Source organism: Lwoffella lincolnii, assembly GCF_037201985.1.
Taxonomy (GTDB): Bacteria; Pseudomonadota; Gammaproteobacteria; order Pseudomonadales; family Moraxellaceae; genus Psychrobacter; species Psychrobacter lincolnii.
On record NZ_CP147511.1, the window covers coordinates 475,823 to 492,493 of the forward strand.

Annotated in this window: 10 protein-coding genes and 1 tRNA gene; 5 read left to right on the forward strand and 6 right to left on the reverse strand. The window is 44.2% G+C overall.

All coding sequences use genetic code 11. From position 1 onward, the window contains the following. Positions 1-33 precede the first annotated feature (33 nt). A complete protein-coding gene (glnD, locus tag WDM69_RS02150) occupies positions 34-2,892 on the reverse strand; it encodes a [protein-PII] uridylyltransferase (protein ID WP_422393262.1) in 2,859 nt (952 codons plus the stop codon). Between the two features lie 530 nt (positions 2,893-3,422). Continuing rightward, positions 3,423-4,232 carry a type I methionyl aminopeptidase gene (gene map, locus WDM69_RS02155; RefSeq protein ID WP_078307117.1) on the reverse strand — a complete coding sequence of 270 codons (810 nt, stop codon included), beginning with the start codon at positions 4,230-4,232 and terminating at the stop codon, positions 3,423-3,425. Between the two features lie 192 nt (positions 4,233-4,424). On the opposite strand from map, the gene WDM69_RS02160 reads away from it, so the two are divergent. Then, positions 4,425-4,515: transfer RNA gene (locus WDM69_RS02160), tRNA-Ser, on the forward strand. Between the two features lie 43 nt (positions 4,516-4,558). Here WDM69_RS02160 and rlmD read toward each other — a convergent pair. After that, positions 4,559-6,187: a 23S rRNA (uracil(1939)-C(5))-methyltransferase RlmD gene (rlmD, locus tag WDM69_RS02165; RefSeq protein WP_338755593.1), complete on the reverse strand. Its 1,629-nt coding sequence runs from the start codon at positions 6,185-6,187 to the stop codon at positions 4,559-4,561. A 272-nt stretch (positions 6,188-6,459) separates the two neighbouring features. On the opposite strand from rlmD, the gene WDM69_RS02170 reads away from it, so the two are divergent. Next, a complete protein-coding gene (locus WDM69_RS02170) occupies positions 6,460-8,049 on the forward strand; it encodes a DUF389 domain-containing protein (protein WP_338755594.1) in 1,590 nt (529 codons plus the stop codon). On the opposite strand, the gene WDM69_RS02175 is transcribed toward WDM69_RS02170, so the two are convergent. Continuing rightward, positions 7,998-10,142: a M61 family metallopeptidase gene (locus WDM69_RS02175; RefSeq protein ID WP_338755595.1), complete on the reverse strand. Its 2,145-nt coding sequence runs from the start codon at positions 10,140-10,142 to the stop codon at positions 7,998-8,000. The two genes, WDM69_RS02170 and WDM69_RS02175, sit on opposite strands and share 52 nt — an antisense overlap. 284 nt (positions 10,143-10,426) lie before the next feature. Here WDM69_RS02175 and WDM69_RS02180 point away from each other — a divergent pair, with 284 nt between their 5' ends. Beyond that, entirely contained in the window at positions 10,427-10,927 is a 501-nt protein-coding gene (locus tag WDM69_RS02180; protein WP_078307123.1) for an FKBP-type peptidyl-prolyl cis-trans isomerase, read from the forward strand. 265 nt (positions 10,928-11,192) lie between these two features. Continuing rightward, positions 11,193-11,432 carry a CsbD family protein gene (locus WDM69_RS02185; protein WP_078307124.1) on the forward strand — a complete coding sequence of 80 codons (240 nt, stop codon included), beginning with the start codon at positions 11,193-11,195 and terminating at the stop codon, positions 11,430-11,432. Between the two features lie 174 nt (positions 11,433-11,606). Here the strand turns inward: WDM69_RS02185 and WDM69_RS02190 are convergent, their stop codons facing one another. Both WDM69_RS02190 and cysM read right to left on the reverse strand, forming a co-directional pair. Continuing rightward, the gene (locus tag WDM69_RS02190) at positions 11,607-12,431 is read right to left on the reverse strand and encodes a 3'-5' exonuclease (protein ID WP_338755596.1); all 825 of its coding nucleotides are present in this window, start codon (positions 12,429-12,431) and stop codon (positions 11,607-11,609) included. A gap of 47 nt (positions 12,432-12,478) precedes the next feature. Beyond that, complete coding sequence (gene cysM / locus WDM69_RS02195) at positions 12,479-13,414, reverse strand: cysteine synthase CysM (RefSeq protein ID WP_078307128.1); 936 nt, start codon at positions 13,412-13,414, stop codon at positions 12,479-12,481. Positions 13,415-13,563: 149 nt separating this feature from the next. Here cysM and WDM69_RS02200 point away from each other — a divergent pair, with 149 nt between their 5' ends. Further along, on the forward strand, positions 13,564-16,554 hold the full coding sequence (locus tag WDM69_RS02200; RefSeq protein ID WP_338755597.1) for an ATP-binding protein: 2,991 nt from the start codon (positions 13,564-13,566) through the stop codon (positions 16,552-16,554). Positions 16,555-16,671: the final 117 nt, after the last annotated feature.

Sequence of the window (16,671 nt, forward strand, 5' to 3'; positions counted from 1 at the left end):
CATATGAATGTCGATGACTGATTGTCCAGATGACTAATTGTCTAAAATGTCAATGATTGTTTGTGTCAGTGTGTTTAATTTATCATCGCTTAAGCGGTTATCTTTACGGTCGCTGATATAAAACAAATCTTGTGCTTTTTCGCCCAGTGTGGTGATGCGAGCGGCATGCACTTCAATGCCATGTTGTAAAAACACTGCCCCCACACGTGCCAATAAACTCGGTTGGTCTAAGGCGGTCAGATACAAGATGTGTTGCCCAGTTTGAGCCACCGTCTCAAAACGGACTTGGGTTGGTACGCTAAAGTGCTTAAGCTGTCTTGGCAAGCGTTTGTGAGCAAGCTTGGGTTGGGTGGGGTTGGCAAATGCCGTTACCAGTCGCCATTTGAGTTCATCTTGTCGCTCAACATCAGTCAACAACGTGCCTTGATGGTCAAGCAAAACATAAGAATCTAAGGCAAAATCACGAGTGCCTGTGATGATGCGAGCGTCTAACACATCTAACCCCATCAAATCAAACACCGCCATGGTTACCGCAAACAGATTGTCTTGGTTTTGGGTATAGATAAACACCTGCACCGCATCAAGTGCCAAATCTCGATGTTCTCTTAGCACAATCAGCGGTTTACGGTTGATGTTGGAACTCTTATCAACATTATCAACATTATCAACATTATCAACATTATCAACATTATCAACATTGTCAACATTGTCAACAGGTGGCTGAGTTAAAATGGCGTGGGTGTGCCATAAGATGTCTTCAGGGATTTCTCGTAAAAAATACTCATCACCCAACTCGTCCCACAACATCAAAACGTCCTTTCGGTCAAAGGCCAACACATCTGTTTGTGATGTGTTTAAGTCTTGTGATGTGTATAAGTCATCAAGTAATTTTATTGCCTGTTCTCGTGTGGCAGTTATCATCTCTTGGCGGTTGGTTGGGGCATCAATGTCGGCTCGCAAAATACTGCGAGTGCGTGTGTATAGCTGTTTCATCAAAGTGGCTCGCCAACTGTTCCAAAGCTTAGGATTGGTGGCAGTCATGTCTGCCACAGTCAGCACATACAGATGATTTAACTGAGTCACATTACCGACCATGTGGGCAAAGTTGGTGATGACTTGGGGGTCTAGTATGTCTTTTTTTTGTGCCGTGTTAGACATCAGCAGATGCTGGCGAACCAGCCAACCAACCAGTTTGGCATCAGCATCACTTAGCCCATGTGCCAAACAAAATGCCACCGCATCTGTCTCACCAAGCACACTGTGGTTACCACCACGCCCTTTTGCAATGTCATGAAAAATCGCTGCCAACACCAAAATCTCTTTACGCTCAATGCGTTGATAAATGCCACTGACCAAGCCAAACACTTCTTTATATTTGGGGTCAATAAAGCGGTGCAACACTCTGATGACCAACAACGTGTGAGCATCGACCGTATAACGGTGAAACAAATCATACTGCATCAACCCGACCACTTGCCCAAAAGCTGGTAAATAACTGCCCAATACACCATAGCGTTTCATGGTTCGTAATCGGTGGAACAGATAGTTTTGCTCTTTGAGATTGGCTAAAAACAGCTGTTGGTGTTTTGGATTGTCTCGATAGGCTTGGTCAATGCCACAGGCGGCGACTTTTAATGCCCGAAGTGTGCGGGTACGCACTTTTTTGATGCCGTGTTGCCCCATTAACAAAAACATGTGCAATATCGCCTCAGGGTACTGGGCAAACACTCGATGATGAGCGATGGCTATTTGATCACCGATGCGGTTAAATAGGGCAGTTAAAGTGGTTTTTTGTGGTTTATCAGCATCAGGCAGGCGTGCCTCAATTAATGTCTCATAATAATGATTGGTGAGCATCTCAGATAAGGTGGAAATGTGCATGGCACAGCGGTAATAATCTTTCATAAACCGCTCAACCGCCGTGTTGGCAGGGTCAGTAGCTGACTGTTGATAGCCCATGCGATTGGCAACCTCTCGCTGATGGTCAAACAGCAATTGGTTCTGATTACGCCCTGTTATCTGATGCAAATGATGACGAATTTGCCACAAAAACTCCTCTGCCTGTATCAGCTCATCATATTCTCGCTCAGTGATGAACGCTTGTTGCACCAAATCAAACAGCTTATTTACCCGAAAATAGCGTTTGCTGACCCAACCGACCGTATGAATATCACGCAGCCCTCCGGGGGCAGATTTGATGTTTGGTTCTAAATTGTATTCGGTGGCGTTGTGTGCCAAATGGCGTTTTTTGCTCTCATTCATTTTGGCATGATAAAACTCTTCTTGCCCCCAGCAATCATTCACCACGTTATGGGGTATCTTGCCAAAATTAGCAGCAAGATTGCAGGTCAGGGTAGGGTCATTTGTGAGCAGACGAGCTTCTAGCAGTGCCGTGGCAACGGTGTGGTCATGGGCAGATTCCATTGTATCGCTAACGCTTCGCACCGCCAACGAAGGTTCAAGCCCGATGTCCCAAAGTGTGGTAACAAATTGCTCAACATGCTTATCAACACCTGTTGCCAGTTCGTCTTGATACAACAATAAAATATCCACATCTGAATGCCGTGCCAACTCACCCCGACCATAACCACCCACAGCGAAAAGTGCCAGCCCATGATTTTTCAGCTGATGATGCTCAAACAACGCCACCAACAAATCATCGACTGCCGCCACATGAGCTTGCACCACTTGACGAATGCTCACACCATTGGCTAAAGCGGTGTCCAATGTGGTTAAGGTTTGACTAAGCCACATGGATAATTGTTCGGACACAAGACCTCTGGCATCAGCATTGTCATTATCTAAAAGTGGCACAATCTTTGCCAATTTTGGCTTTGCCAGTTTTAGCACCGTTACATCATGGTTGGTGTTAGGAAGGTGATTTAAACGCATGATAAATCCAAGTTATCCTTTTTTAAGCGTGTTTTTATCGTTATCAATCAAATTTTTGCACATATAAAAATTTGCACATATGAACAAGTGTTAAAGTAACACTTGTCTATTTTATGATACCCACTTTTATCCTCCGTTGCCGTAAACCTGCGACTTTGGGCGGTGGATATAAGGCAATTGTTAAATGCGATAAGTTTTGCTATCCTCATCTCACTATATTCAATGTCTTACATTCCACAGTTAAGTTAAGACTAAATTGCGAGTACGCAGTAACTTAACTGGTAAGACGTTTCCAAACACACACTTAAGCTAATTCGTGTCTATGACAATCCTAACAGTAGGATTAGCTTAAAATAAGAACCTAAGATGTACGGTGTGTCGTACGGGCGGTTGCCACTATCTTAGGCTTGCGGTCGGGCTTGACCGTCTGGGAGCAGGAATCCCCGAACGATAGGGAGGGGAGGAAGTCAAGATGCTCACTTTAACAAAAAAAACTGCCTAAAAGTAAGCGGTTTGTGTACTAAAACGTCTTATGGTGTCAAAAAACTTAAATCTTCTTCAGGGCGAGCGGTGAACACCTCACAACCATCATCAGTAACCACCAATGTATGCTCCCATTGGGCAGATAACTTACGGTCTTTGGTGATTGCCGTCCATTTATCAGGCATGATTTTGGTCTTCCAAGTGCCTTGATTAATCATCGGTTCAATCGTAAAGGTCATGCCCGTTTTCAGCTCAATGCCTGTGCCTGCCTGCCCATGGTGCATGACCTGTGGTTCATGGTGAAACTGATTGCTGATGCCATGACCACAAAACTCACGCACGATGCTAAAGCGTTCTGGCTCAACCACTTGCTGGATTGCCGCTCCAATATCCCCCAAATATGCCCCATTTTTCACCATTGCCATGCCTGCGTACAACGCCCTTTGAGCCACATCACAAATGCGTTTTGCCATGATGGAACCCTCACCAACAATCCACATCTTAGATGTATCACCATAATAGCCGTCTTTGATGACCGTCACATCGATGTTGATGATATCACCGTCTTTAAGCAGTTTGTCATCGCTTGGAATGCCGTGGCACACCACATGATTGATTGATGTGCAGATGGATTTTGGAAAGCCATGATAGTTAAGTGGGGCTGGAATGGCGTGTTGCACATTGACGATATAGTCATGAGCGATTTGGTTAAGGGCTTCGGTGCTGACACCAACTTTAACATGGTCATCTAACATCACCAGCACATCGCTGGCAAGCTTACCAGCCACTCGCATTTTGGCAATGGCATCGGTCGATTGAATTGGGATATTGGGGGCATTGTTGGGAGTATTGGACATAAAATGGCTCGACAAAATGGGTTAAGCAAATGGCTTAAAAATGGATAATCATAAAAAATGGTATTGTATCATATTTTAAAGATGTCAATGACATGCACAAGGGTGATGATGGTTTTTTGTTTACTGATTGGCTAAAAATCACATCAATTGGCTTGCATTTGGTAAAAAATGCTTTATAATAGCCGTCCTATTGGAAGCGTGGCAGAGCGGTTGAATGCACCGGTCTTGAAAACCGGCAAGGGTTTATAGCCCTTCGAGAGTTCGAATCTCTCCGCTTCCGCCAAGTTTTTTACGAAACCAGTGCCTGATGGCACTGGTTTTTTTGTTTAAACTCGCTCAAATCTTGCAATGCTCTCCACATGTCCTGTATGACAAAACATGTCCATCACACCTGCGTGTGTTAGCCGATAGCCGTTGTCAATCAATGCCTTAGCATCACGAGCAAGTGTGGTGGGATTGCAGGACACATAGACGATGCGTTTGGCATTAAAGCGGGGTAAATATTGCATCACTTCCCATGCTCCTGAGCGTGGTGGGTCGATGAGTAACGCATCAACCGCTTTTGCCCATGGTTTGTCTGAAAAGTCTTGCGTCAAATCTTGGCTAAAAAATTGAGTGTTGTGTAACTTGTTGTGTTGAGCGTTGTCCTTGGCTCTTTGGGTCATCGCATCACTGCCTTCCACGCCAATCACTTGCCCTTGCTGACCATCTTTACCACCAACCAGACGTGCCATCGGTAAACTAAAATTCCCCAAACCACAGAACAAATCCAACACCTGTTCGCCTACTTGCAAATCCAACAGCTCACATGCCAGTTGTGTCATCTGTTGATTGACCGACAAATTGACTTGGGTAAAGTCGGTGGGGATAAAGCGATAAATTAAATCATATTTGGGCAAACGATAATACAAATTGCCAAACTGCTGGTCATGGCGGTTGTTGGTGGGGTAACAGAGATGGTCATCGGTTGGTAGAGCGATGCGGTAGATGCTGTCAGCGCCTTTGGGCTGAAGATACAGTTGCCAATGACGCTGAGCAAAAAATGTCTTTAGCTTATCCAAATCAGCATCGGTTAACGGTTGCAAATGACGCACAATCAATGCCACGGGTTGATTGCCATCAGGTAAGTTGCTTATCTGCTCACCCATTGCCAACTCCAGTTGGGCAATGTGTTCACGAGTATCCAAAGAGCTGATGAGTGATTTTAACGCCTGCATGTCAAAGCCAATGCGAGGGTCTAGAACATGACATTCGTTTAGCTCGGCAAGGTAGTTACTGCTTCGTTCACGAAAGCCCACTAAAGCGGTGTCTTTTTTTACCACATAGCGAACGCCTAAGCGTGCTTTGGTGCGATAACCCAGGCGGTCACCCACCACAGGAGGCAACCAGTTATCAGGCTGTACGCCTGCTTGATGTGCCAATAATTCTGCTAAGACTGACTGTTTGAAGGCAATCTGCCCATCAGGTTGCCAATGTTGTAGGCTACAACCACCACAAACACCAAAGTGTGGACAAGGTGGCAGTTGTCTTTCTGGGTTGGGGTTGGCAAGCACGGCAATGGCATCGCCTTCTTCAAAGCTGTTACGGCTGTTGGTCAGTTGCACTTGCACGGTTTCATGGGGTAGGGCAAAGTTGACAAACACCTTTTTACCATGTTTATCAGGCAGGTGATTAAAATCAATGCCCATATCGTCATTGTTGTTATTGTTGTCATTGTTATTACGGGTGTTGCCATATACTGCCACACCACGCCCATCATGTGATAAGCCATCGACCACAAAAGGCAGGGGGTGGGCATCTTTTAGACGATGACGCACTCGTGCAGAGGGTTTGGATTTTTTTTTACTTGGTGGGTGAGTAAGGTTGTGTTCCCCAGCCGTTGCGATTTGATGAATGGCAACTTGATGAATTGGGCTGTCTGGGGGGTTGTTGGTTTGGTTCATGGCTTGGTTCATGGTTTGGCTCATTAATTTGGTGTGTTAATCGGGTCGATGGTCTTGTGGATAAGTAACCTAAAAAAAGTGAGAAAAAATTGAGATAACAAGGAGTGGCATCAAAATTAAGCTGCATGATAACGTAAAATTGCCCAATCACAAAACATCAACCTGCCACGCCTTGCTTATCGCAAATCATCGGATTGGTTCTTGATGTGGTGGTGATTGCCAATATGTTCATAACGTATTATCATCGCCAAAATTTTTTTTGGTTTTTATGAGCCTTTTTTACCATGACACCATTAGTCAAAGAGCTGTTTGATTTACATACTGACCAAGCTGAGCCTAGCGTCATTGACCAAACCATCAGAGATAATGTTAGGGTGGTGGGTACGAATCTTTGGGTGCTTTTTTTTGCCATCTTAGTGGCATCTGTGGGGTTAAATGTCAATTCTACAGCGGTGGTCATTGGGGCGATGTTAATTTCGCCCTTAATGGGTCCTATTGTGGGCATTGGATATGGACTGGGCATTAACGATGTGGACTTACTTAAGCTGTCGTTACGTAATTTGGGCATTTTTACTGCTTTGAGCATTGTCACATCGACCATGTACTTTGCCATCAGCCCCTTAGATGCAATACAGCCTGAGTTGCTTGCTCGCACTTCCCCAAATCTTTGGGATGTGTTGATTGCCTTTTTTGGTGGCGCAGCTGGCATCATTGCCTTAACTCGTAAAAGCATTTCTAACGTCGTGCCGGGCGTTGCCATTGCCACGGCATTAATGCCACCTTTGTGTACCGCAGGATTTGGCATTGCCACGGGTAATTGGAGTTTTTTCTTTGGGGCGTTTTTTTTATATTGTATTAATAGCGTCTTTATTGCTTTGGCAACCTTACTGTTTGTGAAAATTTTTCATCTGCCTAAACATAAATTTTTAGATGAAATCACCGAAAAACGCACCAACATGTTGATTGCTGTTACTGCTGTTTTGATGATTGTGCCAAGTGGTTATTTGGCGTTTAATTTGGTACAAAGTACCCGCTTTACTCAAGCAGTAGATGCCTTTGTTGATGGGCAAGATTTTAATAATGAATTTTTAATATTGGCACATGAAGTGCGTCCACAAGCCCGTGAAGTGGTATTAACCGTGGGTGGTGTTCACTTCCCTACACACCTAGAAGACCGCTTAGCCCAAAACTTAGCTGGCAGAGGCTTTGCTAAAAGCAAGGTGGAGGTGCGTTATACAGGCAGTAACCAAGTGGACATCAACAGCTTAAAAACGGAATTGACCCAATCTACCTATCGTAACTTGGTTAATCAAATCGAAAGTCTCAGTAAAGAAAACGAACAACTGACACAACAGTTGGCAAGCAACTCATCACTGTCTGAACAAACCAGCAGTGCTGATAAACAACTTTATAAAGAATTGCTGGCTCAATATCCACAGATTGACAGTGTTACCATCACACGAGGGGATAGGTTCATACACGCTAAAGCCAACAAAACACCCAAACAGCCAATAAACGAACAATCAATAAACGAACCGCCAAACATCACTGCCAATCACAACAATACGGTGATTGACGCTCATTCAAATCAAAGTGAGCATTCAAGCCCAAGCGACAACATCGTTCAACAAACGCTCACGCAAGTGAACATTGACAGCAAACGACCTCTAAAAAATACTGATAAACAACGCATCACCGCTTGGCTTGATAGCAAATATGAGCAGAGTTTGCTCAGGGTGCATTTTAACAGCGGTGATACAGAGATTACTGAAATCTTACAAGAAGCTGATGCTCAACAAAATGTCAGTCAAGAAGCGGATACTCAACAGAAGTCATTAACCAGCTTTAGCCAAAGGTTTGATGGTAATGCTTGATTTTTAGCCCCATTTGATGGATTGTCTTTTGAATCATTCATCACAGCATCTTGTGATTCAGTCTGTAACTCAGTGCCATCTTGTGAGTCTGACCTAAGTTGCAATCGTACCGTATCCAGTGGCGGATTGGCAGATACCCCTGTGTTCGTTTGGGCTGGCACATGGACACAAATCAACTCATCACCACGGAACGCATGACAGCGTATGGTCAGCGTGCTGATTTGGCTTTGCTGTTTTGCCACCCGTGCCAACTGCTCATTGCTGGCTTTGATGCCATCTATCGCCACGATGACATCGTTGGCAGACAGGCCTGCTTGGCTTGCCACGCTGTTACGTTTGACCTTTTGGATAAGCAGGCCTGCTGGAGAACTTTGGGTATGTATTCCCCAAGGCAGATGTTTGGGTGGCTTGTTGTGTGGATTGCCGTGTGGCTTGTTGTGTGGATTGTCCATACTCACACCCACACTTGCCAACATGTCTTTGATGGGCAAGGGTTTGACACCATTAACATAATTATCCACAAACGCCTGCCACACCGATGATGGCAGATATTCGCACATCACTGCATTTAAGCTGTCCATGCTCATACCAATGCGACCGATTGGCTCACATTTGGCAAGCTGATAAAACTGCTTAATGACATCAAACAATCGCTTTTTGCCTTGAGTTTGCGTCAACAGCAAAATATCCAGACACAATGCCACCAATGCTCCTTTATTATAATAGCTAATGCCTGCGTTGGCGGTATTTTCATCACTGCGGTACAGCTTAATCCACGCATCAAAACTTGACTCTGCCACCGATTGCCAAGCTCGTCCATCGGTTTGCTGATGGCGATTGATTTGCTCTGTCAGCAGTTTAAGGTAACTGTCAGTACTGATGACCCCACTGGCTTGTAGCATAAAATCATCAACATAAGACGTAAAACCTTCAAATACCCATAGCAATGGCGTATAAGCTTCTTTGGTCAAATCCACCGCCATCATCACATCAGGGCGAATGGTCTTAACCCACCACGCATGAAAATACTCATGGCTACATAACCCCAAAAATCGTTGATAACCATCGCTTGGCTCGTCAGGCTCAGTTAAACTTGGCAAGTCTGCCCTAGGGGTTATCAATGCCGTGCTGTTGCCATGCTCCAACCCGCCATAATCATGACCACTGGCATGGGTTAAAAAATGATACTCATCAAATGGTGTACTGCCAAGCACATTGACATAACATTGGCAAATCCGTTGTAAATCTCGCTGAAGTCGACTCATGTCTGTGTGATGATGACCTGAAATATAGACATGATGCCAAATCTGCTTGTTAAGCGTGAGCTTTTTGTCTTGCGTAAGTTCTTCATCTTGAGCCGTTACCATAAACTGAGTATGGGTCTGTAACCCAAACTCAAATGGATAATCAATCAGCTCATCATAACTGTCTGCCACCAGTTCATAACTCTGATAATCTGTCGATTGACAGACGCTGGCAGACAAACCACATGCCAGCAATGCTTTAAACGCTTCACGTTGCTGAGTAAACGCCGCATTTGCTTTATTGGGTAAACGTTTGTCTGTTTCTGTTTTATTAAACTTGCTTTTGCCCAACCCATCAGCTAAGTCATCAATGACTAAGCCCATTAAACCATCAATAAAGCCCATTGGCACGTGTAAGCACACTTTGCACGCTTGTTGTTCCTGCCCCATCACCGCCAACGCCAATGACGAAAAATTCCCAAACAAACGACGCTGATCAACATAAGCGGTGCGAACCGACAAATCATAACAATACACTTCATAATGCACTTGCACCCATTGCCCTGTGGTTACGTTGGGTAATTGCCATTGGTTTTTACTTAATTTGATGGCACGGTGTTTGGTGGCAACAACATTATCCTGCTTGGCAACAAGCACATCACTGCCATCATACACATCATACGTTACCACCGTGATGTGCCGAGCAAACTCACGCATCAGATAACTGCCTGGTAGCCATGATGGCAACCAAAGCATCGGCTTATCATCATCAGCCTGCCAATACAGGCGCACATCGACCAAATGCTCACGATAACGGTCAAAGTTGAATTGGTATTGTACATATGTCATTAAACGGATTCCCCATAAACACGACAAATCAAATAAAAGGTAAATTAAATAAAAAATGATAAATACTCAAGTCATATGGGCTTAAGTCTATGGCAAAAGTGATGGTTATTCAAACCAATATTCAAACTCAAAAATTTTTACTGTCTTTTTTGAATTTTACTGTCTTTTCTTGAAAGTTAAGGTTATCATCACAATTAACCATTAACTTAAGATAAGCAAGATAATCTGCTGTTTTTTGTTTTAATCGTTATATTTTTTAAATTTCTTTTATTAGGATAATTATCATGACAGACATCAACAAAGCACCCATCAGTAAAGACAGTGCCGTTACCTTTCACTACACCCTAACAGACGATGATGGTCAGCTCATTGACCAATCACAAGAAGGTCAACCACTTGCCTACTTACACGGTCATCAAAACATCATTCCAGGATTAGAAGCACAACTTGAAGGCAAATCTGTTGGTGATAAAGTGCAAGCCGTCGTTGAGCCAGCCGATGCCTATGGTGAATTTTTAGAAGAAGCGGTGCAAGAAGTCCCCCGTGAGAACTTCCAAGGTGTGGATAACATCGAACCTGGCATGCAATTTCAATCACAAGCGGGTGATCAAGTGATGTTGGTAACCGTCAAAGATGTCACCGACGATATGGTCATCGTTGATGCCAACCACCCATTGGCAGGCAAGCGTCTACACTTCGATGTGGAGATTACCGATGTGCGTGTTGCAACGGCTGATGAGCTCAAACATGGTCATGTGCATGGCGTGGGTGGCGTACATCACTAAACCAGTTAAGCACCAGTACCTAAGCAATGCCACAATGCACAAATGCTTAGCAAAATGACAACAAATCAACACAATCACACACAATTTGTCAATAGAAAACAGCCATTAAAAGCGATATTGTAAAATAGGGTAAGTGTGTGAATTATTGATATTTGAATTAGATGATATTAGATTAATTATCTGCCTATCAATATGTCAATATGGCAAACAAACCCATAAAACAACCCTTTTAATCAACCAACCCATTTAAACAAGGAATATCCGTATGAGTAATGACGTCAATGACACTTTAGATTCAATCAAAAACACACTAGAAAGCAACTGGAAGCAACTGACTGGCTCAGTAAAAGAGATGTGGGGTGAGTTGACCGATGACGAAATCACCCAAATCGATGGTAGCCGTGAAAAATTATCTGGTCGTATCCAAGAACGTTATGGTAAAGCCAAAGACGAAGTTGAACAAGAAATCGACGCATGGACTGAGAAAAATAAACACACTTGGTAACACTTGGTAATTTGTAATTTGTATGCTGTTAACGTTTGCTAAATTTTGCTAAATTAAGCACGTTAAATTAAAAATCCCCCCAAACCAAAGTTGTTTGGGGGGCTTTTTTTATGCACCTTTTATATTTTATGCACCTTTTACGTTATGCACCAATTTGATGCAGCAAATAAACCATCACCTCTTCCAACCGTCTAAGAATGCCTGATGAATGCGTTGCCCTTGAGCATCGGTCAGGGTGTCAAGGTAGTTTACTGTGATTTGTTCTAACTGCTGGTGGGTAGTGGCATCAAGTCCACCCACCAGTAACTGCCATCGCAGATAAATGAGCCAAGTATTTAGCACGTCGCTTTCACAATAAGTGGTCAATTGTTGCCAGTTGCCAGCTTGTACAAGCCCCACCACTTGTGAGCCGTTCATGCCCCCTTTACCAGCAAAACCACAAACGCTTGCCATCACGTCCAGCGGTTGTTTGTTATGACCAGCAAATAAGCTCAGCTTGTCCATCAGGTCGGTGTGCCTATCGTGATAGCGATTTAGGTAGTTATTGTATTGAATGTCTCGGTTGGAGTTTTCGTCAAAAAACTCTGGGGCAGACAGTTTATGGTGCATGGCACGGTACATCAGCACAGGAATGTCAAAGCTTGAGCCATTCCAGCTGACCAAATTGGGCAGTCGGTTGGGGTGTTTATCAGCAAATATGGCAAAAAACTTGCTAAGGATTTGTGCTTCGTCCATGTCTGCTAGGCTAAATGATTTAAGTCGCATTTGTGCTTGATTTGGCTGTTGGGTAAAGCCAAACCAAAATAATGACAAACAGGCAACCTTATGCAAAGGTGGTCGCATAAAGTCATTGCCTGCTTCACTTTGGCGAATGGCGGCCAAAGCAGACAGAGTGTCAGCATCAGACAGCTTGGCTAAGTTGGGGTACAGTCTTCTGCCTGTTTCAAGGTCAGGGACGGTTTCAATATCAAACACCAGTAACGATTGGGGAAAAGGCATTGATGGCATCCTATTTTATAAAAGGGATAAAATTGATGAGCCAGTCGTTATTGTGAATAAAGTCCAGTGGATAAATAACGGTCACCACGGTCACAGACGATAAACACAATCAGTGCATGTGGGTCATCTGTTGTGATTTGTTGGGCGATTTTTTGGCTTGCCCATGCTGCCCCACCAGATGACACGCCTGCAAAAATACCTTCGGTTTTGGCAAGCTGTCGCATGCTTTGTTCAGCGTCAGACTGTTTAATGTCCATCACCTTATCCACCAAAGACGCATCAAAAATACCTGGTAAGTATTCTGTTGGCCAACGGCGAATGCCAGCAATGTTTGCCCCATCGGCAGGTTGTAGGCCGATGATTTTAATGTTGGGGTTTTGTTCTTTTAGGTATTTTCCCACACCCATGATGGTGCCTGTTGTTCCCATTGAGCTGACAAAATGGGTGATTTTACCTTGTGTTTGTTGCCAGATTTCAGGTCCTGTGCTTAAGTAATGAGCTTGGGCATTGTCAGGGTTGTTAAACTGGTCAAGTACCACGCCTTTGCCCTCTGCTTGCATTTGCTTGGCGATGTCTCGGGCTTGTTCGATGCCATCACTTTCAATCAATGTTGCACCATATGCTGTCATGGCATCTTTACGCTCTTGGGTGGCGTTGGCAGGCATGATGAGCGTCATTTTATAGCCACGCATGGCAGCGACCATTGCCAAGGCAATGCCTGTGTTGCCACTGGTGGCTTCGATTAGGGTATCACCGTGTTTGATGTCGCCTCGCTGTTCGGCTTGATATATCATATTAAACGCTGGGCGGTCTTTGACTGAACCTGCTGGGTTATTGCCTTCAAGTTTGGCAAGCAAGGTGGCATTGGTGGCATGTGAGCCAAAGCGTTGCAGTTTGACCAGTGGTGTTAAGCCCACACAGTCGGCAAGCTGACTGGTTTTGGTGGTGAAGTTGGTGATGGTTTGGTTGTTTAAAAGGTTCATGTGACTCTCTGTTTTGTATCAATGTTTGCTTTTGTTTGATTTTATCAGTATTTGATTTTATCAATAAGTTGACTGCCCATTGTAGCGAATTTTGGCATAAAAACATAATTTGGTTATAATCCGTTTATCATAACCAAGGAACGCTTTTTGTGAGTTTAAAACAACGTTTAGACTTAACTTCTGCTTATGGGCAGTTAATTTTATTGGTGTTTTTGCCCATTTGTTTGTTGGCAATGGTGGGAGCGGTGTTGGTGTATACTGAGACCAGCCGTGCCAGTCGTAACGAACAGCAAGCCATTGCTCAAGCTTTGTTGTTGCGTTATGAACCTGCCATCAGTGAGCAGTTATCGGTTTTGGCTCAACAAGACACGCCCATTCATCAATCCTCTTCGTATCAATCACCCCCATATCAACCATTACATCAAACGCTGCTTAATGTCAAGATGCACACCCACGTACATCGCATTGGCATCATTGATGATGATGGTCAAATTGTCCATGCGGTTGGTTATCAAAATGATGTGGGGACAGAAGATGGGGGAACAGAGTACAAACGACAAATCATCGCTGATAACAATCGGCGATATTGGCTCATCATTAACATGGATAATGAGCCGATTGATAACGCCAATCTTAGGATTATGCTGGCGTTGGCGGTAACGGGGCTGTTTACCATTTTGATGTTGTTGCTGAGCATCAATGGTTATGCCAAACGCTGGGTTGCTCCGATTTATGAAATGCGTATGTATTTACAAAGGGTAACGATTGATACGTTGTATCAGCCCATTGCGGTGCGGTCAGAAGGGGAGATTAATCTATTACAACAAGATTTGGTTTATACGTTAAGGCGAGTGTATTCAAGCTTTCAAGAGCTAAAAGAACATGCTGAACAGACTGAAGCGGATTTAAGGCAGGCCTTTGATGCCATGGAGATGCAAAACATTTCAATCCGTAACGCTCGTGATGCTGCCATCACTGCCAGTGCTGCAAAGTCCGCTTTTTTAGCAAACATCAGCCATGAGCTTAGAACACCGCTTAACAGCATTGATGGCTTTAGCAATCTGTTGGCACGGCATGGTAAGTTAAGCGATGAACAAGACTTATATGTGCAGACCATTCGCAAATCATCTGCTCATCTGTTGGCATTGGTGAATGATGTGTTGGATTTTTCTAAAATTGAAGCAGGTAAGCTGGAGCTAGAATATCATGAATTTAGTTTATACGATGTCATTTATGATGTTGCGGACATGTTATCGCCTTTAGCAAGCGAAAAGGGGCTAAGATTGGCGGTGAATTATTATCATGATGTGCCGATGCGAATGGTGGGCGATGCGTTACGCATCAAGCAGGTATTGACCAATTTGGTGGGTAATGCCATTAAATTTACCGATGTGGGGCAAGTACTGATACAAGTGCGTGTCGATGAAGATAAAGACAATCAGCTTTTAATCGCCATTCAAGACACAGGGCGTGGGGTTGCCAAAGAAGACCAAGCCCATCTGTTCCAGTCCTTTAGTCAAGGCGACCCATCAACCACAAGGCAATATGGTGGCACAGGTTTGGGCTTGGTCATCAGTAAGCAGTTGACTCGGTTGTGGGGTGGTCAGATTGGTTATTGGGATAATGAACAGCATAACCTTGCCAAATCTGGCTCAACATTTTGGTTTGGACTGCCCACCCAAGTGAATATGCCAGATGTGCCATTGGCAGCAGACATGCCTTTGCCAATACTCAAGCCCATTAAGGATTTGCAAGCCAGTTTTCACAGCAAGCCATACCGTCTTTTGGCATGGCTTGAAAGTGATGCGGTCATGCACGCATTGACTGCCAGCTTGCAACCTTTGCCCATTCATTTGACACAAGCTTATGGTTTGGCGGAGTTGTTGACCGCCTTAAAAGAACATACCCAACCTTATGACTATGTGATTGTCGATACTGTCAATAATACCGACAGTGATGGCATGACTGCCTTACTCAAGCAAATCCGTCTGCATTATCAAGGTGATTTGGCGTTGTATGGTTATCAAGTGGCAATAGACATGGGATTGTTGAGCCGTTATCAAGCGGCTGTTTTATATGAACCTTTTGGCAAACGGCAATTTTATGGCTGGTTGGACTCACAAAAACGCCCAACTTCCAAGCCTGAGCATCTGCCATGGCAAGGCAAACGGGTACTGGCGGTTGATGACCATTTACCCAATTTATTGGTACTTGATGCGTTATTGGCAGAAATGGGCATCGACGTGGTAACCGCCACTAACGGCTTTGATGCGTTAGAAATCATCAGTAGCTTCCGTCAACCAGACATTGATTTGATATTTATGGACATTCAAATGCCAAAAATGTCAGGACACCAAACCGCCCAACAAATCCGTAAAATCGAAAGCAATGGCAAACGCCGCCGCACACCCATCATTGCTTTATCTGCTCACAGTGTCGCTGACGAAAAAGCCAACATGGCCATATCAGGCATGGATGACTTTATAGGCAAACCCATTAGCCGACCGCAACTACAACAAGTATTGCAACGTTGGTTAACCCCGCCAGCATCTGCCATCAATGACCCTGCTAAAGCCAGCATCAGCAGTGTTGACGACAAGCAAAGGCAAGCCAATACCAATCATCATGACAACGCTGATAAAATGACGGACACCCACACAGACAAATCAATCGACTGGCAAGATGCCTTAACTCGAGCGGCACATAACTCAGAGTTGGCAGTCAAACTATTACACATGATGCAAGATGGCATCAGCGACGATAAAGACAGACTACAACGAGCATGGCAAGCGTGTGATAGAGAAGAATTGGCACAGATAAGTCATCGAATTTTGGGAGCAAGTCGCTACACAGGTGTGCCAAAAATCCGCCAAGCCAGTCAAGATTTTGAAGACAAATGTTTGCTTAATGTTAAGCAAAATAACCCATCACAAATGGCGATGCTCTCACCCAACTATGAGCTGTTGCTAGAAGCACTTAAAGAGATGCAAACGGTTGACTTAGCCAGTGAAATTGCCCAACAGCAAAATCAATCATCGCATGAACCAGCAAATCACGCTTTGCCCAACCATGAACACCCATACACACAGGCAAACGATGCCAATGCTCAAGTGGATAAAGTGACTTGGAAAATGTTGTAGAACCTATTGTAGAACCGTTTAAAAATATTGCAAAACAATGTAACACGATTTAACAGTGAAATGACAGAATGTCGCATGGTTGCTGGTTGCTGGTTGCTGGTTGCTGGTTGCTGGTTG